The sequence below is a fragment of the Sphingopyxis sp. Geo48 genome (assembly GCF_949769155.1).
Lineage (GTDB): Bacteria > Pseudomonadota > Alphaproteobacteria > Sphingomonadales > Sphingomonadaceae > Sphingopyxis.
This window is the reverse complement of the sequence record NZ_CATKPA010000001.1, coordinates 817,864-836,597: the sequence shown is the minus strand read 5'-3', so window position 1 is coordinate 836,597 and position 18,734 is coordinate 817,864. Positions and strand designations below refer to the sequence as shown.

Annotated in this window: 20 protein-coding genes; 10 read left to right on the top strand and 10 right to left on the bottom strand. The window is 65.5% G+C overall.

Annotation, left to right across the window (positions count from 1 at the left end; translation table 11 throughout):
* Window positions 1–4 precede the first annotated feature (4 nt).
* From QOL79_RS04315 to QOL79_RS04300, 4 genes are read right to left on the bottom strand one after another with little or no spacing between them, the layout of a single operon-like run.
* Window positions 5–796 carry an SDR family oxidoreductase gene (locus QOL79_RS04315; RefSeq protein WP_283418751.1) on the bottom strand — a complete coding sequence of 264 codons (792 nt, stop codon included), beginning with the start codon at window positions 794–796 and terminating at the stop codon, window positions 5–7.
* The gene (locus tag QOL79_RS04310) at window positions 796–1,614 is read right to left on the bottom strand and encodes an SDR family NAD(P)-dependent oxidoreductase (RefSeq protein ID WP_283418750.1); all 819 of its coding nucleotides are present in this window, start codon (window positions 1,612–1,614) and stop codon (window positions 796–798) included. The genes QOL79_RS04315 and QOL79_RS04310 overlap by 1 nt, the downstream gene beginning before the upstream one ends.
* Complete coding sequence (locus QOL79_RS04305; RefSeq protein ID WP_283418749.1) at window positions 1,614–3,104, bottom strand: class I adenylate-forming enzyme family protein; 1,491 nt, start codon at window positions 3,102–3,104, stop codon at window positions 1,614–1,616. Before QOL79_RS04305 ends, QOL79_RS04310 begins: the two co-directional genes overlap by 1 nt.
* Before the next feature lie 8 nt (window positions 3,105–3,112).
* The gene (locus tag QOL79_RS04300) at window positions 3,113–3,871 is read right to left on the bottom strand and encodes an SDR family NAD(P)-dependent oxidoreductase (RefSeq protein WP_283418748.1); all 759 of its coding nucleotides are present in this window, start codon (window positions 3,869–3,871) and stop codon (window positions 3,113–3,115) included.
* Window positions 3,872–3,966: 95 nt separating this feature from the next.
* On the opposite strand from QOL79_RS04300, the gene QOL79_RS04295 reads away from it, so the two are divergent.
* From QOL79_RS04295 to QOL79_RS04270, 6 genes are read left to right on the top strand one after another with little or no spacing between them, the layout of a single operon-like run.
* Window positions 3,967–4,746, top strand: coding sequence for an enoyl-CoA hydratase/isomerase family protein (locus QOL79_RS04295; RefSeq protein WP_282947310.1), 780 nt, complete (start codon window positions 3,967–3,969; stop codon window positions 4,744–4,746).
* Complete coding sequence (locus QOL79_RS04290) at window positions 4,747–5,658, top strand: SDR family oxidoreductase (RefSeq protein ID WP_204993878.1); 912 nt, start codon at window positions 4,747–4,749, stop codon at window positions 5,656–5,658.
* Complete coding sequence (locus QOL79_RS04285) at window positions 5,655–6,410, top strand: enoyl-CoA hydratase/isomerase family protein (protein ID WP_204993879.1); 756 nt, start codon at window positions 5,655–5,657, stop codon at window positions 6,408–6,410. The genes QOL79_RS04290 and QOL79_RS04285 overlap by 4 nt, the downstream gene beginning before the upstream one ends.
* Window positions 6,410–7,561: an acyl-CoA dehydrogenase family protein gene (locus QOL79_RS04280; protein ID WP_283418747.1), complete on the top strand. Its 1,152-nt coding sequence runs from the start codon at window positions 6,410–6,412 to the stop codon at window positions 7,559–7,561. Before QOL79_RS04285 ends, QOL79_RS04280 begins: the two co-directional genes overlap by 1 nt.
* A gap of 4 nt (window positions 7,562–7,565) precedes the next feature.
* The gene (locus QOL79_RS04275) at window positions 7,566–8,468 is read left to right on the top strand and encodes an acyl-CoA dehydrogenase family protein (RefSeq protein ID WP_283418746.1); all 903 of its coding nucleotides are present in this window, start codon (window positions 7,566–7,568) and stop codon (window positions 8,466–8,468) included.
* Window positions 8,465–9,508, top strand: coding sequence for an NAD(P)-dependent alcohol dehydrogenase (locus QOL79_RS04270; RefSeq protein ID WP_283418745.1), 1,044 nt, complete (start codon window positions 8,465–8,467; stop codon window positions 9,506–9,508). Before QOL79_RS04275 ends, QOL79_RS04270 begins: the two co-directional genes overlap by 4 nt.
* A gap of 24 nt (window positions 9,509–9,532) precedes the next feature.
* On the opposite strand, the gene QOL79_RS04265 is transcribed toward QOL79_RS04270, so the two are convergent.
* Window positions 9,533–10,096, bottom strand: a complete 564-nt coding sequence (locus QOL79_RS04265) for a TetR/AcrR family transcriptional regulator (protein ID WP_283418744.1) — start codon at window positions 10,094–10,096, stop codon at window positions 9,533–9,535.
* 62 nt (window positions 10,097–10,158) lie between these two features.
* Between QOL79_RS04265 and QOL79_RS04260 the strand changes: the two genes are divergently transcribed.
* From QOL79_RS04260 to QOL79_RS04245, 4 genes are read left to right on the top strand one after another with little or no spacing between them, the layout of a single operon-like run.
* Complete coding sequence (locus tag QOL79_RS04260) at window positions 10,159–11,346, top strand: cytochrome P450 (protein ID WP_283418743.1); 1,188 nt, start codon at window positions 10,159–10,161, stop codon at window positions 11,344–11,346.
* A 4-nt stretch (window positions 11,347–11,350) separates the two neighbouring features.
* On the top strand, window positions 11,351–11,785 hold the full coding sequence (locus QOL79_RS04255; RefSeq protein ID WP_283418742.1) for a VOC family protein: 435 nt from the start codon (window positions 11,351–11,353) through the stop codon (window positions 11,783–11,785).
* Window positions 11,786–11,808: 23 nt separating this feature from the next.
* Window positions 11,809–13,293, top strand: coding sequence for an aldehyde dehydrogenase family protein (locus QOL79_RS04250; protein ID WP_282947293.1), 1,485 nt, complete (start codon window positions 11,809–11,811; stop codon window positions 13,291–13,293).
* On the top strand, window positions 13,290–14,084 hold the full coding sequence (locus tag QOL79_RS04245) for an SDR family oxidoreductase (RefSeq protein ID WP_283418741.1): 795 nt from the start codon (window positions 13,290–13,292) through the stop codon (window positions 14,082–14,084). The genes QOL79_RS04250 and QOL79_RS04245 overlap by 4 nt, the downstream gene beginning before the upstream one ends.
* On the opposite strand, the gene QOL79_RS04240 is transcribed toward QOL79_RS04245, so the two are convergent.
* The 5 genes from QOL79_RS04240 to QOL79_RS04220 all read right to left on the bottom strand — a co-directional run bounded on the left by QOL79_RS04240 (window position 14,081) and on the right by QOL79_RS04220 (window position 18,696).
* Complete coding sequence (locus tag QOL79_RS04240; RefSeq protein ID WP_283418740.1) at window positions 14,081–15,568, bottom strand: AMP-binding protein; 1,488 nt, start codon at window positions 15,566–15,568, stop codon at window positions 14,081–14,083. The two genes, QOL79_RS04245 and QOL79_RS04240, sit on opposite strands and share 4 nt — an antisense overlap.
* A gap of 14 nt (window positions 15,569–15,582) precedes the next feature.
* The gene (locus QOL79_RS04235; protein ID WP_167541751.1) at window positions 15,583–16,338 is read right to left on the bottom strand and encodes a FadR/GntR family transcriptional regulator; all 756 of its coding nucleotides are present in this window, start codon (window positions 16,336–16,338) and stop codon (window positions 15,583–15,585) included.
* Between the two features lie 123 nt (window positions 16,339–16,461).
* Window positions 16,462–17,322, bottom strand: a complete 861-nt coding sequence (locus QOL79_RS04230; RefSeq protein ID WP_283418739.1) for an SDR family NAD(P)-dependent oxidoreductase — start codon at window positions 17,320–17,322, stop codon at window positions 16,462–16,464.
* The gene (locus QOL79_RS04225; protein ID WP_283418738.1) at window positions 17,315–17,818 is read right to left on the bottom strand and encodes a Rossmann-fold NAD(P)-binding domain-containing protein; all 504 of its coding nucleotides are present in this window, start codon (window positions 17,816–17,818) and stop codon (window positions 17,315–17,317) included. Before QOL79_RS04225 ends, QOL79_RS04230 begins: the two co-directional genes overlap by 8 nt.
* Window positions 17,815–18,696, bottom strand: a complete 882-nt coding sequence (locus QOL79_RS04220) for an SDR family oxidoreductase (protein WP_283418737.1) — start codon at window positions 18,694–18,696, stop codon at window positions 17,815–17,817. The genes QOL79_RS04225 and QOL79_RS04220 overlap by 4 nt, the downstream gene beginning before the upstream one ends.
* Window positions 18,697–18,734 lie beyond the last annotated feature (38 nt).

Here is an 18,734-nt window from a genome sequence, read left to right as displayed (position 1 = left end):
ATTATTACAGAACTTCAAGATTGCCGCCATCGACGATCAGCACCTGACCGGTGATGAACCCGGCACGATCCGAACAGAGGAAGGCCGCGGCAGCCGCCATATCCTCTGGCGTTCCCATTCGCTGGACGGGCCACGCGCTGACGCGCTCGGCGATATAGTCTTCGTAGGTCTGGCCTTGGGCCTCGGCGATCTTCGTAAAAACGTCGCGGAATTGCGGCGTCGCGATCGCACCGGTGCCAAGCGTGTTGACGGTAATGCCGTAGGGCCCGAGTTCGGCCGACAGGGTTTTCGAGAGCGCCAGCGCGCCGACGCGGTAGGTGTTCTGCGCCGCACGCGGGAGCTTGCGGTGCGGCGCCTTCACCGAGTTGGTGCCGATCGTCAGGATGCGGCCCCAGCCCTGCTCGCGCATATGCGGGAACACCGCCTGCACGGCCCAGCGGAACGCCATGACATTGTTGTTGTTCGCGGCGACAAAAGTCTCGTCGTCGACGTCGAGGAAGGCACCTTTGGGGCCGGAGTCGACGTTGAAGATCAAAATGTCGGGCGCCCCGAACGCGCCGGTCGCGGCGTTAACCGCCGATGCTATCCCGTCCCTGGTCGTGCAATCAGCGGAGATGCCGACGACCTGCCCGCCCGCCGTTCGCACCTCGGCAACCGCAGTATCGATCGTCGCCTGCGTCCGCGCGGCGATCACGGTCTTGCAGCCTTCGCGCGCGAACTCGTGCGCGCAGCCAAGCCCGATACCCTTCGATCCGCCGAAGACGAGCGCAACCTTTCTGGCAATCCCGAGGTCCATCAGGGCGCCTTTCCCTGCTGGAGCTTGAGCCGTTCCTGCAAGATGTCGTTGCGACCCGGCGACGCCGCAACGGTCGAGCCGCCGTCCATCTTGATCGTCGTACCGGTGATATAGTCGGACTTTGCCGAGGCGAGGAACAGGCAGGCGTGCGCGATATCGGCCGGCGTACCCGCGCGGCCGACGGGAACGGTGGCACCATAAGCGGCGAGGCCCTCGTCGCCGAGCACGGCTTTGGCGCGGTCGCTGGCGACGAGGCCCGGATTGATCGCGTTGACCGTGATCCCCTCGCCCACGACGTCGCCGGCAGCGGCGCGAATGAAAGCGTCGAGCGCAGCCTTCGCCATGCCGTAAGCGGTCATGTTGGGAACGACGTTGAAGGTGCCGTTGATCGAACCGATCGCAATGAATCGCCCGCCATCCTTCGCGTCGGCGAGATGGGGCCGCGCGGCGTCGAGCAGCCACCAGGCGGCTTTCGCGATGCTCGCAAAGCCCGCTTCCAGACGCTCGTCGTCGACGTGGCCAACCCCGCCGTGCGGAATGTCGGCCGCGGCGTGGACGATGATGTCGATGGTACCGAAGGCTTGCACCGTGGCTTCGACGAGCGCACGGCAATCGGCGTGACGCGCGATGTCGGCGGCGAAACATTCGGCGACGCCGCCCGCCTTTTCAATCTCGGCCTTCACATCCTCGGCGTAGGATATGGTACGAGCGCCGAGCATGACCTGTGCGCCTGCTGCCGCGAAGGCCTTGGCGATCCCGCGCCCGACGCCGCGCCCGCCGCCGGTGACGATGACCGACTTGCCGCTGAAATCTTCCATCACGACGCTCCTTCGAACAGGGACTGCAATCCCGGCGCGGATGGTTTCATCGAAGGAGTGCGCGGAAAGTCGGGAACGTAGCGGATGTGTACCGGAACCTGATACGCGATCAGCCGCTCCTTGAGCCACGCCTTGAGAACTTCGACCTCCGGTTCGGCTGCGCCGTCCTTGAGGATGATTGCCGCCGCGGGCACAGCCCCGAGCCGCGCGTCGGGCACGCCCACCACCGCGGCTTCGCGCACGGCGGGATGATCGTTGATCGCACGGGCGACATCGTCGGGATGGATCTTGAATCCCCCTCGGATGATCGCATTGTCGGCGCGTCCCCGGATATAAAGAAAACGATCGGCATCGAGCACCGCGCGATCGGTCGTGCGCAGCCATTGCATGTCGTTGTCAAGCTGGCGCCCCTTGAGCTCGAGCAAGCCTTCGGTCCCATGTGGCAAGACCGCGCCGCTTTCCGCATCGACGACGCGCGCCTCGATATCGCCGTGGACGCGGCCGACGGCGCCGCGCTTTTCCGTCCAGAGCCGGCGAAAATCGTCGATCGTCCACCCGGCAATCGCACCGGCGAATTCGGTCGCACCATAATTGCCGCAAATCGGGATGCCATATTTGGCGAGAAAGGCATCGACGAGATCGGGTGAAAGCGGCGCGGTGCCCGAGATTAGCGACTTGAGGCTCGACAGGTCGGCGGGGTCGACATCGGCGTCGAGCAGCATACGCACCGCCGAAGGGACTGCGGGAGCGACCGCAGGACGGTTGCGCTTCACGGCAGAAACCCACGCCTCGACGGTAAATTTTTCAAGGAGCGCAATCTTCCGTCCCGCCGCGAGCGCCCCGATGCAGCCATAGATGCCGCCGATATGCGTGAGCGGATTGACGATCATCGTACAGCCCGAGTTGAGCTTCGGCGGGTCGTCGAAGCTGCGGCCGCGCTCATATTTCGTGAAACCGCGAAAGCTCGCATCGAAGGAGTCGCGGCTCAAGGGGACGCGTTTCGGCGTTCCCGTGGTGCCGCTGGTGAGCATTTCGATCGCGACGCCGGGTGAAGTCTGCACCGCGGCGCGCCTTCCGCTCGGGACGACGCGCGCACCTTCGAGGCGCGCGCCGATCTCGACGACAGCCGAGCCCGCGCGCTCGAGCGCATCGGTGACGCCCGGCCGCGCGAGATCGGTCGCGTCGGCGATGACGACCGGAAGCCCGAGCCCTTCGATGTCGTCGAACAGCTTTGCGTCGGGCAGGATGGGGTTGAGGGTAACGAGGCAGCGGTCGGTCGAAAGCACCGCGACGATCGCGGCGACATGGCCGGGACGGTTGCGCAGCATCACGCCGACGCGCGTATCCGCGGGCAGTCCCATTGTTTCGAGCGCATTCTCGATCGCGCGGACCGTCTCCGCGATCTGGCGCCAGCTATAGTCGTGACCTTCGAAGTCGATCTCGGTCCGATCCGGATCGAGCGCCATGATCGCGCGCAGTTTTTCGGTCATCAACGCCATCAGAGCGCAAGGCCCCCGCTCGCCTCGATGATCTGGCCGGTGACCCAGCGCGCATCGTCGCCCAGCAGCATCATGACCGCGCCCGCGATGTCGTCAGGCTCGCCAAGGCGTCCCATCGGCGTGTGCTTCGCGGTGGCCTCGTCCCAACCGGGCGTTTCGCGCAGCGCGGTGATGAAGTCGGTGGCGACGGCACCGGGCGCAATGCAGTTGCAGGTGATCTGGCGCTTGGCGACCGCGAGCGCGGTCGAGAAGGTCAGGCTCTGCACCGCGCGCTTGGTCATCGCATAGGCGGCGGCGAAAGGCTGGCCGACCTTGCCCGACATCGACCCGATATTGACGATGCGCCCGCCGTCGCGCAGCCGCGGCAGCGCGGCTTGCGTGACAAAATGCGGGCCCTTCACATTGACCGCGAACAATTCGTCGTACAGCTCCTCGCCCGCGCCCTTGAGCGTGCCGTCGCGCCCGCCGCGGCCGACGCCGGCATTGTTGATCAGAAAATCGAGATTGGGGGCGCCGCCGAACTGCGCATCGCACGCCGTGAACAGCGACTCGATCCCCGCGAGCATCGAAACGTCGGCCTGTACCGCGAACGCCTTGCCGCCCGCCGCGACAATCCCGGCAGCAAGCGTTTCTGCGGCCTCCTTGCTGCCGGCGTAGTTGATCGCGACATGCGCGCCCGCGGCGCCGAGTCGCTGCACGATCGCAGCGCCGATGCCGCGCGAACCGCCGGTGACCAGTGCGGTCTTGCCTTCGAACATCCGCTTTCTCCCCATTTCCTTGTCGCGACATAATTGACCTAGTTATATAACTCGTGCAAGACCTATATCGAAATGCTTTTGGGAGAAGCGCGGTTATGGCCGATCAGATCTTGAGCGAGCGCGACGGTTCGCTGCGCATCATCACGCTGAATCGCCCCGAGCGGCACAATGCGATGGACGACGACATGTCGACACTGTTCCAGCAGCTCGTTGGCGAGGCGCTCGACGAGACCGAGTCGAATGCAATCCTGATCCGCGCGACCGGAAAAAGCTTCTGCTCGGGGCGCGACACCAACGTGCTGGGCCAGCGCGCGCGCGACGAGAGCGATTTCCATTTCGTACGCCGCCACCAGGAAGGCCGCCTGCGGATGCAGGAATCGACCAAGCCGATCATCGCCGCGCTGAAGGGGGGCGCTATCGGCGGCGGGTGCGAACTCGCGCTCGCCGCCGATATTCGGATGAGCGACACGACGCTGAAAATGGCGTTGCCCGAGATCCTGTACGGGGTGCTCCCCGATACCGGCGGGACGCAGATGATGACCGCGCTGATCGGTCCGTCGCGGACCAAATATATGGTGATGACCGGGCAGAAGATCGACGCTGCGACCGCGCTGGAATGGGGCGCGGTCGATTTCGTTGTCGAACCCGATGAACTCGACGCCCGGGCGCTGGCGGTCGCGCGCGATATCGCCGCCAAACCGCCGATCAACCTCGCGATGGCGAAGGAGATGATCAACCTGATGCACGGTGCGACGATCCGCACCGGCACGCGCGCCGAGCTTTATGCGCAAAGCTATCTGTTCAAGACCGACGATTATCACGAGGCCCGCACCGCGATCCGCGAGAAGCGCGCGCCGCAGTATAAAGGCAAATAAATGGCCCTCCCCGCCCCGCCCCCGCTTGGCGCGAAAGCGCTGCCCGATGGGACCTATGCCGGACAGGTTGTCGCCGTGACCGGCGGCGGCACCGGGCTGGGCAAGGGCATGGCGGTCGAATTTGCCCGGCTGGGCGCCAAGATCGCGGTGCTGAGCCGCAAGCCCGAGCACCTCGAAGCCGGGCTCGCGGCGATCCGCGACGTCGGCGCCGAGGCGATCGCCGTCGCGTGCGACGTGCGCGATCCCGACGCTGTCGCGACGGCGTTCGACGCGATCGAGGCGAAGCTTGGCCCGGTCGACGTGCTGATCAACAATGCAGCAGGAAATTTCCCCGCGCCGGCGGAAGAAATGACGCCGAACGGTTTTCGCACCGTCGTCGATATCGTCCTCAACGGCACCTATAATTGCAGCCGCGAATTTGCGATCCGGCGGCTCGCGGCGGGGCTGCCCGGCGCAATCCTGAATATCGGGGCGACCTATAGCTGGACGGGCGGACCGGGCACGTCGCATTCGGCGGCGGCGAAGGCGGGTGTGACCAACCTGACGCAGAGCCTTGCGGTCGAATGGGCACCTGACGGCATCCGCGTCAATTGCATCGCGCCCGGACGTTTCCCGCATGAAGATCTGCCCGACCATATGACGCGCCACCGCGTCGGCGAGCGCGGCGACAACACGATCCCGGGAATGCGCGTTGGCGAGGTGCGCGAACTCGGCTGGGCGGCGACCTTCCTCTGTTCGCCCTATGCGACCTATATCAGCGGGCACACGCTGGTCGTCGATGCCGCGAACTGGCTGCGGCGGTCATTGGTGATGCCCGAATTCGTGCCGATCCGCGAGCAGTTCGGCAAACGCGCACGCGAAAGCGGCACGGCGGCGGCGGCAATCGCCAAAACGCGGGGAGACGTGGCATGAGCGAAGCGCTCGTCCTGCGGCACAATGCTGGCGGCATCTGCACATTGACGCTGAACCGGCCCGCCCAGCGCAACGCGATCAACCGCGAGCTGTTTCGCGAATTCCGCGCGCATATCCGCGATATCGAAGCCGATGGCAGCGAGGTCGGCCTGATCGTCGTGACGGGCGCGGGCGGGCATTTCTGCGCCGGGCATGATCTGAAGCAGGCGCCGCACGCCGATGCGCTCGGCTGGCTGCGGCAGGAGATGCTGATCCTCGAACGGCTGACCACGCTGCCGCAACCCGTGATCGCGAAGGTGCGCGGCAGTTGCTACACTGGCGGGCTCGAATTCGCGCTCTCGGCCGATTTCATCGTCTGCGATACCAGCGCGCGCTTCGCCGATACGCATGGCAATTGGGGGCTGGTTCCGGGCTGGGGCCTGTCGCAGCGCCTGCCGCGCCGCGTCGGCCAGGCGAAGGCGCTCGAAATGATGCTGACGTGCCAGCCCTATACTGGCGAGCAGGCCGCCGCGATGGGGCTCGCCAATTATTGCGTCGCCGATGACGAACTGGATGCCAAGGTGTCCGAGCTCGCCGCGCTGATCCTCGGCAACAGCCGCCACAGCAATGCCGAGAACAAGCGGCTGATTTACGACACCGACGGCATGGCGCTCGGCGCGGGGCTGAACCACGAATTGATGCGCAACGCGGGCTTTGATCCCGCGATGCGCAAGAAGGGCGAGCCCATCGGCAGCGCGAAAAAGGCCGATTGATGGACATCGGCTTTTCCGTCGAAGAGACGCGCTTTCGCGAGGAGTGCCGCGACTGGTTGCACGCCAATGTGCCCGCAGAGAAACGTCCGCTCGACGCGGCCGACGCGATCGGTTTCGACAAAGCCTGGCAGCGGCGGCTGTTCGACGCCGGCTGGGCGGGGATAAACTGGCCCGCCGATTATGGCGGCCGCGGACTGTCGATCGTCCAGCAGGTGATCTGGCTTGAGGAATATGCAAAGGCGCACGCCCCATGGATCGGCGCCAATTTCGTCGGGATCAACCATGGCGGGCCGACGCTGATCCTGAACGCGAGCGAAGAGCAAAAGGCCTATCACCTGCCCCGCATCCTGAAGGGCGAAGCGATCTGGTGCCAGGGCTTTTCGGAGCCGGGCGCGGGCTCCGACCTCGCCGGCATCAAGACGCGCGGGCGAATCGAGGGCGACGAATTGGTCGTCAACGGGTCGAAGATCTGGACGAGCTTTGCGCATGTCGCCGACTGGCAGGAACTGGTGCTGCGGACCGAGGAAGGGTCGCAGCGGCACGCCGGGTTGAGCTGGGCGATCTGCGACATGCATGCGCCGGGGATCACGGTACGGCCGATTAGGAAGATGTCGGGGCAGACCGAGTTTGCCGAAGTCTTTTACGACGATGTCCGCATACCGCTTTCAAATGTCGTCGGCGGGCTCGGCAACGGCTGGAAGGTCGCGATGTCGACGCTGAGCTTCGAGCGTGGAACGGGCTTTATCGCCGAACAGGTCAAGGCGGGGCAGGAGATTGCCGAGCTGGTCACGACTGCGCGCGCGAACGGAATGATCAAGGACGACCGCATCGCCGACCAGTTGTCGCAGATGCGCGCCGAGGTCGCGGCGCTGCGCGCAATGACCTACCGCAATATTTCCGAAGTCGTGCGCACCGGGCAACCGGGGCCCGAAGCGTCGGTGATCCGGCTGTTCACCGCGGAGCTCGGTCAGCGGCTCGAGCGGATGGCCGTGCTGTTGATGGGCGAGGACTTGATCGACTTTGCCTATGGCGACGACAATGCGGTGCAGGATTATCTCCGCGGTTTCGCCTCGACGATCGCGGGCGGCACGGCGCAGATCCAGCGCGACATCATCGGCGAGCGCTTGCTCGGCCTGCCCAAGTCGAGGTGACGCGATGGATTTGACTCTGAACGACGAGCAGGAAGCGCTGCGCACCGCGACCGCCGACTGGTGCCGGGACCATATGCCGCTGGAGGGAGCGCGGTCGCGTCCCGCCGGTCTTTGGGGCGATCTCGAAACGATGGGCTGGACGGGCATGACCGCACCCGGAATGGACCTGGACCATGCGACGGAGGCAGTTGTCTTCTCCGAGCTCGGCCGCGTCCTCGCGCCGATCGGGCTGATCTCTACTGCAGCGGCCCGTCGATGGTTCGCCGAAGGCTTCGACGGCAAAGTCGCGCTTGCGCTGCCTACCGAAGAACCAAGCGATATGCGCGTGCTCGATCCGGGCGGTTCGCATGCCGCGCTGATGTGGACAGCCGGCGGGTTGCGTCTGTTCGCTATGCAGGATGGCCGGACACACGCGCCAACGATCGACCCGTCGACCGACCAGAGCCGGCAGGAATGGACGGCCTCGGTGGGGACCAAGGATGCCGCCGCGCCGCTGCACCTGCAACTGCTGGCCGCAGCCTATGCGGTCGGCTGCGCCGACGCGGCGCGCGACATGGCGGCCGAATATGCCAAGCTTCGCCACCAGTTCGACCGCCCGATCGGCTGGTTCCAGGCGCTCAAGCATATCTGTTCGGATATGGCGGTGCGCGCCGCGGTGGCGCGTTCGCAGCTCTATTATGCCGCCTGTTCGCTCGACGCGCGCGATACCGACGCCGCCTTTCATATCGCCGCCGCCAAGCGCCTCGGCGACCAGGCCGCACTCGACAACGGCCGCGCCAATATCCAGGTCCATGGCGGCATCGGCATGACCGACGAGGCCGCGCCGCATCTCTGCCTGAAGCGCGCGCACCTGCTGCAGTTCATCGCCCCCGCCGACGCCGCTTTGTTACTGGAGGATGCCGCATGACCGAAGCTGTTGCCGCCTGGGGCGCAACCGCCCCCGATGCCGCCCTTGCCCCGATGCCGATCGAGCGCCGCGAGCTGCGCGCCGACGATGTCGCGATCCACATCCTCTATTGCGGCGTCTGCCATTCGGACCTTCACACCGCGCGCAACGACTGGGGACGGACACGTTACCCCGTCGTTCCGGGGCACGAGATCGTCGGGCGCGTCAACGCAATTGGGAGCGCGGTCGACGGCTTCGCGATCGGCGATGCGGTCGCTGTCGGCTGCCTCGTCGATGCCTGCCTGGAATGCCCCAATTGCGCCGAGCATCAGGAGCAATATTGCCCCGGTAGCGTCGGCACCTACAACGGCCGCGACCGGCACGACGGCAGCCAGACGCAGGGCGGCTATTCGAAACGCGTGATCGTGCGCGACAAGTTCGTGCTGCGCGTTCCCGACGCGCTCGATCTCTCTAGGGCGGCACCCTTGTTGTGCGCCGGCATTACCACCTGGTCGCCGCTGCGGCATTGGGGTGTCGGTCCCGGCAAGCGGGTCGCGGTGGCGGGCCTCGGCGGACTTGGTCATATGGGGGTTAAATTCGCCGCCGCGCTCGGCGCCGAGGTGACGATGATTACCACCTCGCCGTCAAAGGCCGACGATGCCCGTTCACTCGGCGCATCGCATGTGCTGATCGCGACGGACAAGGAGGCGATGAAGGCAGCGACGGGCCGTTTCGACTTCATCCTCGACACGATCCCGGTCGCGCACGAGTATCAAAACTACCTGCGCCTGCTCAAAGCATCGGGCCATCTGGTGATCGTGGGCGCGGTCGATCAGATGCCCGGCTTTCATTCGGGGCTGCTGCTCGGCGGCCGCAAATCGGTCGCGGGCTCGGCGATTGGCGGGATAAAGGAAACGCAGGAGATGCTCGATTTCTGTGCCGAGCATGGCATCCTGCCCGAGACAGAAACCATCGCGATGGCCGACGTGAACACGGCTTACGAACGGATGGAGAAATCGGACGTCAAATATCGCTTCGTGATCGACATGGCGACGCTGTGACATGTCCGGCCCAGGGCCAGGACCCTAGTCGTCGACGATAGCCTGAAACGTGTCTTCCAGCCAACGGCGCAGGCCGGGCTCGACCGGCCCAGCAAACTGCCGCAGCGGCAACTGGTCGCGATAGGTGAAAAAGCCGAGCGAAACGACCATGAAGGCGGCCGCCTTGACCTCGCCGGCCTCGCCCCCGAACCATTCGGACAAAGGCGCGAGCACATGATCGTGCAACAGGCGGAGCGCGACGGCGCGCGCTTCGCTGTCGGGCGCCGCGCCGAACAGGATCGGCAGCGGCTGCACCCGCCCCTTCTCCTCGTCGGCGAAGCGCGCCATGATCGCGCGGCCGAACCCCTGCTTGGGCAAGTCGGTCATCATCCGCGCATCGAGCGCCGCATCGAGCGCGGCCTCGAACAGTTTCAGCTTGCCGCCGAAGTAGCGGCTGACCAGCGACGGGTTCACCCCGGCGCGCGCGGTAATGTCGCGCACACCAGCCTCGGCAAACCCTTTTTCCGCGAAAATTTGCTGCGCAGCATAAAGGATCGCTTGCCGCGTCCGGTCGGCGTCGCGTGCCTTGTCGTTGATTGCCGTTGCCATGCTGCCTCCCCGTTGACTCTTGATGTAAACAGCCGTTTACTTGAGCGCAAGAGGAGAGGAACATGACCGAGTCGCAGACCCCGGCGCGTTCGCCGGTCTATGAGTTCGACTATATCGCCGATCCCGGTTTGCTGGCCGACGTCCATGATCGCTATTGGGAACTGAAGGAGACCGCGCCGCCGGTGTTCTGGACCAATGCGCATGGCGGGCACTGGATGTGCAACACCGCATCATCGGTGTCTCAGGTAATCCGGCATCCGGAGATTTATTCGAGTCGCTATCTGTCGATCCCGCCCAATCCGAACCAGCCGGCAATGATCCCCGAGATGCTCGATCCGCCCGAGCATCGCCCTTACCGGCAAATGCTGCGCCCCTTTTTTGAATCGAAGGCAATCGCGCCGCTAGAGGCGCGCGTCGTCGAATGGACCGACCAGCTGCTCGGCGACATCGCCGATGCCGGAGAATGCGAGTTCGTATCGAGCATCGCGTCGCGCTTGCCGGTCGCGGTGTTTATGGAATTGTTCGGCTTTCCGATGGAGAAGTTCGACGAATTCCGCCATCTCGTCGTCGGCTTTTTCAACGCCCGCGCGACCCCCGATGAGCGCAACGCGCTGGCACAGACGATCCTCGGCCATCTCGCCGAGCTGATCCAGCAGCGCATGGCCGAACCGCGCGACGACATGATCTCGAAGATCATCGTCAGCGAGGTGGAGGGGCGCCGGCTGACGTTCGAGGAGCTGATGTCGATCGGCTTCCTGATGTTTCTCGCGGGGCTCGACACCGTGACCAATGCGATGAGCTTCGGGATGCGCCACCTCGCGCATGACGAGACGCTGCGCCAGCGCGCGATCGACGATCCCGATGTGATCCCCGATCTCGTCGAAGAATTGCTGCGCCGATACGCTTTCGTCGCGACGCCGCGCTACATCGTCGCGGATACCGAGCTGGAGGGCGTAAAGCTCTTCGCTGGCGACTGCATCCTCGCCCCGCTGCCACTCGTCGGTTGGGATGAAGGGCTCAATCCCGATCCAAAAACCGTATCGGTCGAGCGGCAATTCTATCGCCATGCCGCGTTCGGATCGGGCATCCACACTTGCCTCGGCCTCCACCTCGCGCGGATGGAGCTGATCGTCTTCTATCGCGCCTGGTTCGCCCGCATCGGCCATTTCCGTCGAATCGAAAAGGGCGACGAGACGTGCCGCGGCGGCAGCGTGATGGCGCTCGAACATCTGCATCTGGCGTGGAGTTGAAGCGATGGATCAAGCCTTGCATATGCTGATGGTGCCCGCAGGCGACACGGCGAAGCTACGCAAATTCTACGTCGACGATCTCGGCTGGCAGACGTGGGGACCCGACATGCCGGGGTCTTTGATGCTGCGCGCCGGGACCGCGGTGATCGTCTTCGTCCCGCGCGATTATCTGGCCGCCGAAAGCGGCATCGACCTGTCGGCGACGCCGCGCGCGGTCAATGCGATCTTTGTCGAGACGAAGGCCGACGTCGATGCGCAGTTTGCCGGGGCTATCGCGGCCGGCGCTAAAATCACCAGCCCGATCCGCGATCGCGATGGCGGGCTGTATTCGGGCTATTTCGCCGACCCTGAGGGCAATGGCTGGGAAATCGTCTGGAGCCCGGCGATGCGACCGGGCGCCGACGGCGGCTTGACGCTCGCCCTGCCCCAAACCGACTGATAGAAACGAGAAGAGGATCCATTATGGCAAGCGCAGCACCCGCAGTTCACCTGCATCTGGGACATGAGCAACGCAGCAGCGGCAGCGGCGGGACACATCCGCATCTCCACCCCGTCACCCAGTCTGTGCAGGCGGACATCCCGCTCGCCGGGACGAAAGAGGTCGAGGAAGCGGTCGCCAAGGCGGAAGCGGTGCGCGAGCAATGGCGCCGAACGCCGCCCGAGACGCGCCGCAATATCCTCAACCGCCTCGCCGACCTGCTCGAGGAAAACAAGGCGGACCTTGCGCGCGCGGCGGCGCTCGACGGCGGCACGACCTTGATGGTTGGCGAACGCGGGGTCGAGACCGCGGTGGGCTGGACGCGCTATTATGCCGGCTGGTGCGACAAATTGTCGGGCGACCTGCTGAGCACTTTCGATACGCGCGGCGAGCTGTCCTACACGGTGCCCGAGCCGATCGGCATCGTCGGGATCATCATCACCTGGAACGGTCCGCTGATCTCGCTGGGCATGAAGGTGTGCGCGGCGCTCGCCGCGGGCAATTGCGTCATCTGCAAGCCCGCCGAAATCACCCCCTTCGCGCCCGAGCTGTTCGCGCAATTGTGCACAAGAGCGGGGGTGCCCGATGGCGTGCTGTCGATCCTGCCCGGCACCGCCGAAGCGGGCGATGCGATCGTGCGGCACAAGAAGATCCGCAAGATCAGCTTCACCGGCGGGCCGATCACCGCGCGCAAGATCCTTGCCGCGTGCGCCGAGGAGATCAAGCCGTCGGTGATGGAACTGGGCGGCAAATCGGCGAGCCTCGTCTTCCCCGACTGCGATATTCAGGCGGCAGCCGAACGCGCGGTGTTCTGGACCGTTGGCTGTCTGTCGGGTCAGGGCTGCGCCCTCCCCACCCGCCAGCTTGTTCACGCCGACATCTACGACGATTTCGTAGCGCGACTGAAGGCGATCATCGGCCAGTTCAAGGTCGGCGATCCCATGGACCCGACCGTCGCGGTCGGGCCCGTGATCAACAAGGCCGCGGTCGACCGCATCACCGGCATGTTCGACCGGGCCAAGGCCGACAATGCTGCAACTTTCCTGCTCGGCGGCGGACGGTGCGGCGGCGATCTGGCGAGCGGCAATTTCATCGAACCGACGCTGATCGTCGATGCCGATCCCGACCATGAAATCAGCCAGGTCGAAATCTTTGGGCCCGCCGTCGTCGTGATCAAGTTCCACGACGAGGACGAGGCGGTCGCGATCGCCAACAACAGCGAATATGGGCTTGCGGCCTATATCCAGTCGAACGACCTGCAGCGCGTCCACCGCCTGTCTGAGCGGCTGAACGCGGGTGGCGTCTATAGTAATGGCGGGTTCCAGATCAATCCGCACACCCCCTTCGGCGGCGTCGGCATTTCGGGGTTCGGAAAGGAAGGCGGTAAGGCGGGGATCGACGAGTTCCTGCACTACAAGACCGTCACTATCGGCGTCGGCGCGCCGATCTTCCCGAAGCAGGAGGCATGAGCGTGGCCGATTTCACCAACGACCAGTTCCGCCTCGACGGCAAGGTTGCGATCGTCACGGGCGCGGGCGGGCGCGGCAACAGCATCGGGCGGGCCTATGCGGTCGGGTTGGCGAATGCGGGCGCCAGCGTCGTCGTCGCCGACCTCAACAAGGAAGGCGCCGAGCGCGTGGCCGCCGAGATCAACGATGCGGGCGGCAAGGCGATCGCCGTGCAGGCCGACATCGCCGACGAAACATCGGTCGCGGCGATGATGGAAGCGACGCAGGCGGCGTTCGGCGGGCTCGATATTCTCGTCAACAATGCCGCTCTGATGGTCGAGGCGGTCGGGACCCCTGCTATCCAGACGAGCATCGCCGATTTCGAAAAGCTGATGCGCGTCAACCTGACTGGCGCGCTGATCAGTTCAAAGGCCGCGGTACCGCTGTTCCAGGCGCGCGGAGGCGGCAAGATCGTCAATCAGCTGTCGGCGGGAGGATTCCCCGCCCAGACCACTTACGGGATCAGCAAGGTCGCGCTGCTCGGGCTGACGACGACGCTCGCGACCGAGCTTGGCCGGATGAACGTCAACGTCAATGCGATCGCGCCGGGGATGACGATGTCCGACGCGGGCAAGGCGCTGACGCCGGAAGAGAGCCCATTCGTGCAAGCGGCGATGGCGCGCGTGGTCAAGCAGCCGCGCGGCGAGCCGCAGGATCTGGTCGGGGCGTTGTTGTTGCTTTGCTCTCCGGCGGGCGACTGGATTACGGGTCAGGCGCTGAACGTCGACGGCGGGTTTATCATGCGCAACTAAGCGCTTCGCCGGAGTTCGTGCTTCAGCACCTTGCCCGATGCATTTCGCGGAAGCGCAGGCAGGATGGTGAGGCGCTCGGGGGTCTTCTGCCGGGCAATCCCCGCGCCAGCAAAGTGGCTGCGCACGTCGTCCAGGGTCAACCCCGCGCCCTCGGCGAGTACGACGCATGCACGCACGACTTCGCCCATCCGGTCATCGGGCGCCGCGACTGCCGCAGCGTCGACAATCGCCGGGTGCGACAGAAGCACTGACTCGACCTCCTTCGACGAGATATTCTCGCCCCCACGGATAATGATATCCTTCTTGCGGTCGGTGATCAGCAGATAGCCGCTCTCGTCGAGGCGACCGATGTCGCCCGTGCGGTACCAGCCGCCCGGAAGGAACGCGGTGTCGTTCAGCGCGGGGTCGAGATATCCCATGAACAATTCGGGTCCGCGCGTGCAGATTTCGCCATCCTGACCCGCCGGGACGTCGGTGCCATCGTCATCGACGAAGCGCATCTCCGACCCTGCGATCGCGCGGCCTTCGGTGTGGAGCTGCTTGTCGAGGGGGTCGTCGACGACGCCCGAGGTCACCGTCGGATGCTCGCTCGACCCATAACAATGATAGACCGCAAGGCCCTGCGCCTGACAGCGTTCGATCAGCGACGGCGGCACGGGCGCGGCGCCGACGAGATATTGGCGCAGCGACGTCAGGTCGTTGCCATTGGCATCAGCCGCCGCGATCATGCCCGACAGGTGAAACGGCGTGCCCGACGATGTGGTCACGCGATGCCGATCGACCAGCTCCGCCGCCACTGCGGGGTCCCACTGATCCATTAGCACCAGCGGCGCTCCCTGGCACAGGTAGCGATACATCGACAGCGCGCCCGCGACATGCCCCGGCGGCCAGGGCGAGATCACGGCATCGTTTCCGTCGCCGCCGCGCATCGCCTGCATCGTCGCCAGTTCGGCGAGGAGGCCGCGCGCCGAATGCATCACACCCTTGGGATCGGCGGTCGTTCCCGAGGTGTAGACAAGCAGCGCCAGAGCGCCGGGGTCGACCGGCACCGGGTCGCCGATGGGACCCTCGGCCTCGAGCGCGTCAAAATCGGGGCCCGTTGCGACATGGCGTTCGAGCGCAGGAAGGTCGCCGCAATCCGCCACCAATCGATCATATTCGACATGGCGGAAGCGGTCGGGGGTAAATAGCCATCTGGCGCCCGACTGGCGCAGGATGAAGCCAAGCTCTTTGGCGCCATAGATGGTGACGATCGGCAGCATCACGGCTCCCGACTGCGCCGCCCCCACTGCCACCACGAGCCACTCGCGCCAGTTGGGAATCATGCACCCGACGATATCGCCGGAGCCGACGCCCGCCGCCGTCATTCGCGTGCCCATACGTCGGCCCGCCGCGACCACCTCACCCAATGTCGTGGTGCAGGGTCGTATATCGGAGGCGACGGTGAGCGGCGCATCGGGCGCCCGCGCCGCCGCAGCGGTCATCGCCTCGATAAAGCTCATCCGTGGAGCGAGTCGACGATCCGCTCGCCCTCGCCGCGCACGGCCCAGGTTTCGTTGGCGTTGCGCAGGTGAAGACGCCAATGCGCGACGGCTTCCTCGACCTCGCCCTTTTCGATCAGGCCGATCAGTTTGTCGTATGATTTGAAACCGGCGCGGATGCTCTTCATGCGTTCCTCGGTCGAACGCGGGTGGCGGCGCTGATAGTCGTTCTGGTGGGTGCGCGCGAGATTGAGCAGCATGCGATTCATGAAGCTGAGCGTCTTGTTTCCGGTCGCCTCGACGAGCACCTGGTGGAAATAGGCGATATTGTCGATGAACTCGTCATATTGTTCGTTCGTCAGCATATCGCCCAATTCCTTGAGCACCGTCTTCAGCTTCGGCATGCCCGGCGTCTCGCCCTTTGCCGTCGCCAGCCAGCGGACGACCGTCGGCTCGATCGCAAGGCGCGCAGCGTAAAGGTCGGCGATGGTCGTACCCTGCGATTCGAGCACATAGCCGGCGTAGCGCGAGACGAGTTCGGTCGAGGGGCGATGGACGCGCGCGCCGCTGCGCGATCCGCGCACGACGCTGATCAGGCTTTCGGCTTCGAGGATGCGGAAGGCTTCGCGCAGCGTCGGGCGCGACACGCCGAGCGTCGTCATCAGCACGCCTTCGGGCGGGAGCGAATCGCCTTCGGTCAATTCGCCGCGGATGATTTGCGCGCGGATCTGGTCCGCGACCAATTCCGACGTCTTGGGAACCCGAATTCGCACGTTGTCCCTATCGCTCTGCAATGCATCTGCCCCTTTGCCAAAACCCGTCAGATCGGGGTTTTTCCTTGCTGCGTCATTATGGTGCCCCGCGCAATTTCGCAATGCCGGGCGCCGATCCGTCGCTCAAGCGCCAAAAGCCAGTCCTTCGTTCAACGTCCACCGGCGGTCGCGCCCGCGTACCCAGCCCGACGACGCCCAGGTGCCGCCATCGACGGGCAGCAATATGCCGGTGACATAGGTCGACATCGCGCTCGCCAGAAAAACCGCCGCATCGCCGCATTCCGTATCGACGCCCTCGCGGCCCAACGGAATCAGCCGGTTCATCGCATCGATATCGTCGTCGCTGCGCCGCTTCCACGTCGCCGGATCGACGGGCCCGGCGCGATTGCCCTGATTGCCCGGGGTGATCGTATGGTCGGGTGCGATGCAGTTGACGCGAATGCCGTGCCCCGACAATTCGACCGCCATCGATTTGGTGAAGCTGAGCATCCCGGCCTTGCACGCCGCATAGACCGCGAAATTGGGCGCCGCGCGGCTCGCCTCGATACTCGCGACATTGATGATCGCGCCGCCACGCCCGCCGTCGACCATGTGCTTCGCGGCGGCTTGTGTCGCGATCAGCATCGACATCAGATTGATGTCGATATGCTTGCGCATGCTGCGCTCGCTCTGCTCGAGGAACGGCCGCGCCGATACGCCGCCGGCATTGTTGACCAGAATATCGAGCCGCCCGAACTCCGCAGCGGCGGCATCGACCGCGGCGCGCAACGCGTCGCTGTCCATGACGTCGCCGGCAATCGGCAGCGCCTGTCGGCTCTGTTCGCGCACCCGCGCGGCGGCTTCCTCGGCGCGCTCTGGAAAAATGTCGAAAATCGCCACGTCCGCGCCCGCCTCGGCAAGCCGCAGCGCGATGGCGCGCCCGATGCCCCCGCCGCCGCCGGTGACGAACGCAGCCTGCCCGTCGAGGCGCGCGCGATCAGTCATCGAGGTCGATCCCCATCACCGCGCCAGTGACATAGGCGGCATAATCGCTGACCAGATAAGCCGCGAGATTGCCGAGCGTGTCGCCCGCGTCGCGGGTCAGGACGCTGTTCACGCGAATGCCGTCGCGCGCCCATTCGACCCCGAGCGTCTTGGTGAGGTTCCCGAGCGCGCCCGCGGCCGCCGCCTGATCGGCGCCGAGCGCCTGTTCGGGGGCGCCGACGAAGAGTATCGCGCCGCCCGTACCGCGCGCGCGGCATTGCCCGGCAAAATCCTTCGCACCGAGGAAGCGGCGGTCGAGCCCGGCGTCGAGACTGGCGCGCCATTCGGCATGCGTCAGTTCGTGCGCAAGCTTGATCGGAGGCGGCGGTGCAATGTGAACCCAGATGTCGCAGTCACCCACATCGACGAGCGAAGCGCCTTGCGCAGCCAATGCCGACGCGATTGCCGGACACTCGCCCTCGATGCGCGCGCGCTTACCGTTCAGCCAGCCGCTCATTGCCACCCCCAAGGCCCGTCGGCGCGTTCGCGCGGCGGGACGAAATCGGGCATCATCAGCGAGCGGCGCAGGCTTTCGCCACCATCCTGCACGATCACCTGCCCGGTCATGTCGCCGAACAGCGGGGTGCAGGTCATCGCCGACAGCCACCCGAATTCCCAGATATCGCCGGTGCGACCGGCGGGGATCATGTTCTGGAGTGGTGCGATGCCTCCCTCGCGGCGCCCTGCGGTCGACGTGTCGTGGGGGAAAAAACCCGCGGCGATCGCGTTGACGCGGATGCCATGGGGCGCCCAGTCGGCGGCGAGTTTCTTCGTCATCGTCGCCTGCGCGGTCTTCGCTGCGGCGCTGTGCGCGTCGCCGGGGAAACCGGTCCAGATATATTGCGCGCTGTTGTTGACGATCGCCCCGCCCTCGCCGCGCGCGATGCGGCGCCGCGCGAATTCGGCCGAGCAGAGGAAGGTACCGTCGATCGCGATCCGCGTGACCGCATTCCATGCGTTGGGCGAAATGTCCTCGGCAAGGATCGGGAAATTGGCGCCGGCATTATTGGCAAGCAGCCCGATCGGGCCCAATTCGCGCTCGGCCTCGTCGAAAGCGGCAGCGATCGCCTCGGGCTGACGAACATCGCAGCTCATCGCATGGGCCCGAACGCCCAGCGCCGCGATCTGCGCCGCGCCTTCCTCGGCGCGTTCCATGCTGCGACCCATGACAGCAACCTGCGCGCCGCCCTGTGCAAAGGCCTTCGCCATGGCGAGCCCCATCCCCGATCCGCCGCCGGTGACGAGCACGGTCTGCCCGGCAAATATGTCCGCCGGATAAGGCGGCTGGTCGAAGGGTGGCGATGTCGCCACGATATGATGCTGCGGTACAGGCAATGTCTCTCTCCCGGCGCCGAGGGTTGCGCGCTCCCCCG

Excerpts from the sequence above, each read along its gene's own strand:
- QOL79_RS04315 (WP_283418751.1), bottom strand. The coding sequence starts at position 796 with ATGGACCTCGGGATTGCCAGAAAGGTTGCGCTCGTCTTCGGCGGATCG.
- QOL79_RS04310 (WP_283418750.1), bottom strand. The coding sequence starts at position 1,614 with ATGGAAGATTTCAGCGGCAAGTCGGTCATCGTCACCGGCGGCGGGCGC.
- QOL79_RS04305 (WP_283418749.1), bottom strand. The coding sequence starts at position 3,104 with ATGACCGAAAAACTGCGCGCGATCATGGCGCTCGATCCGGATCGGACC.
- QOL79_RS04300 (WP_283418748.1), bottom strand. The coding sequence starts at position 3,871 with ATGTTCGAAGGCAAGACCGCACTGGTCACCGGCGGTTCGCGCGGCATC.
- QOL79_RS04295 (WP_282947310.1), top strand. The coding sequence starts at position 3,967 with ATGGCCGATCAGATCTTGAGCGAGCGCGACGGTTCGCTGCGCATCATC.
- QOL79_RS04290 (WP_204993878.1), top strand. The coding sequence starts at position 4,747 with ATGGCCCTCCCCGCCCCGCCCCCGCTTGGCGCGAAAGCGCTGCCCGAT.
- QOL79_RS04285 (WP_204993879.1), top strand. The coding sequence starts at position 5,655 with ATGAGCGAAGCGCTCGTCCTGCGGCACAATGCTGGCGGCATCTGCACA.
- QOL79_RS04280 (WP_283418747.1), top strand. The coding sequence starts at position 6,410 with ATGGACATCGGCTTTTCCGTCGAAGAGACGCGCTTTCGCGAGGAGTGC.
- QOL79_RS04275 (WP_283418746.1), top strand. The coding sequence starts at position 7,566 with ATGGATTTGACTCTGAACGACGAGCAGGAAGCGCTGCGCACCGCGACC.
- QOL79_RS04270 (WP_283418745.1), top strand. The coding sequence starts at position 8,465 with ATGACCGAAGCTGTTGCCGCCTGGGGCGCAACCGCCCCCGATGCCGCC.
- QOL79_RS04265 (WP_283418744.1), bottom strand. The coding sequence starts at position 10,096 with ATGGCAACGGCAATCAACGACAAGGCACGCGACGCCGACCGGACGCGG.
- QOL79_RS04260 (WP_283418743.1), top strand. The coding sequence starts at position 10,159 with ATGACCGAGTCGCAGACCCCGGCGCGTTCGCCGGTCTATGAGTTCGAC.
- QOL79_RS04255 (WP_283418742.1), top strand. The coding sequence starts at position 11,351 with ATGGATCAAGCCTTGCATATGCTGATGGTGCCCGCAGGCGACACGGCG.
- QOL79_RS04250 (WP_282947293.1), top strand. The coding sequence starts at position 11,809 with ATGGCAAGCGCAGCACCCGCAGTTCACCTGCATCTGGGACATGAGCAA.
- QOL79_RS04245 (WP_283418741.1), top strand. The coding sequence starts at position 13,290 with ATGAGCGTGGCCGATTTCACCAACGACCAGTTCCGCCTCGACGGCAAG.
- QOL79_RS04240 (WP_283418740.1), bottom strand. The coding sequence starts at position 15,568 with ATGACCGCTGCGGCGGCGCGGGCGCCCGATGCGCCGCTCACCGTCGCC.
- QOL79_RS04230 (WP_283418739.1), bottom strand. The coding sequence starts at position 17,322 with ATGACTGATCGCGCGCGCCTCGACGGGCAGGCTGCGTTCGTCACCGGC.
- QOL79_RS04225 (WP_283418738.1), bottom strand. The coding sequence starts at position 17,818 with ATGAGCGGCTGGCTGAACGGTAAGCGCGCGCGCATCGAGGGCGAGTGT.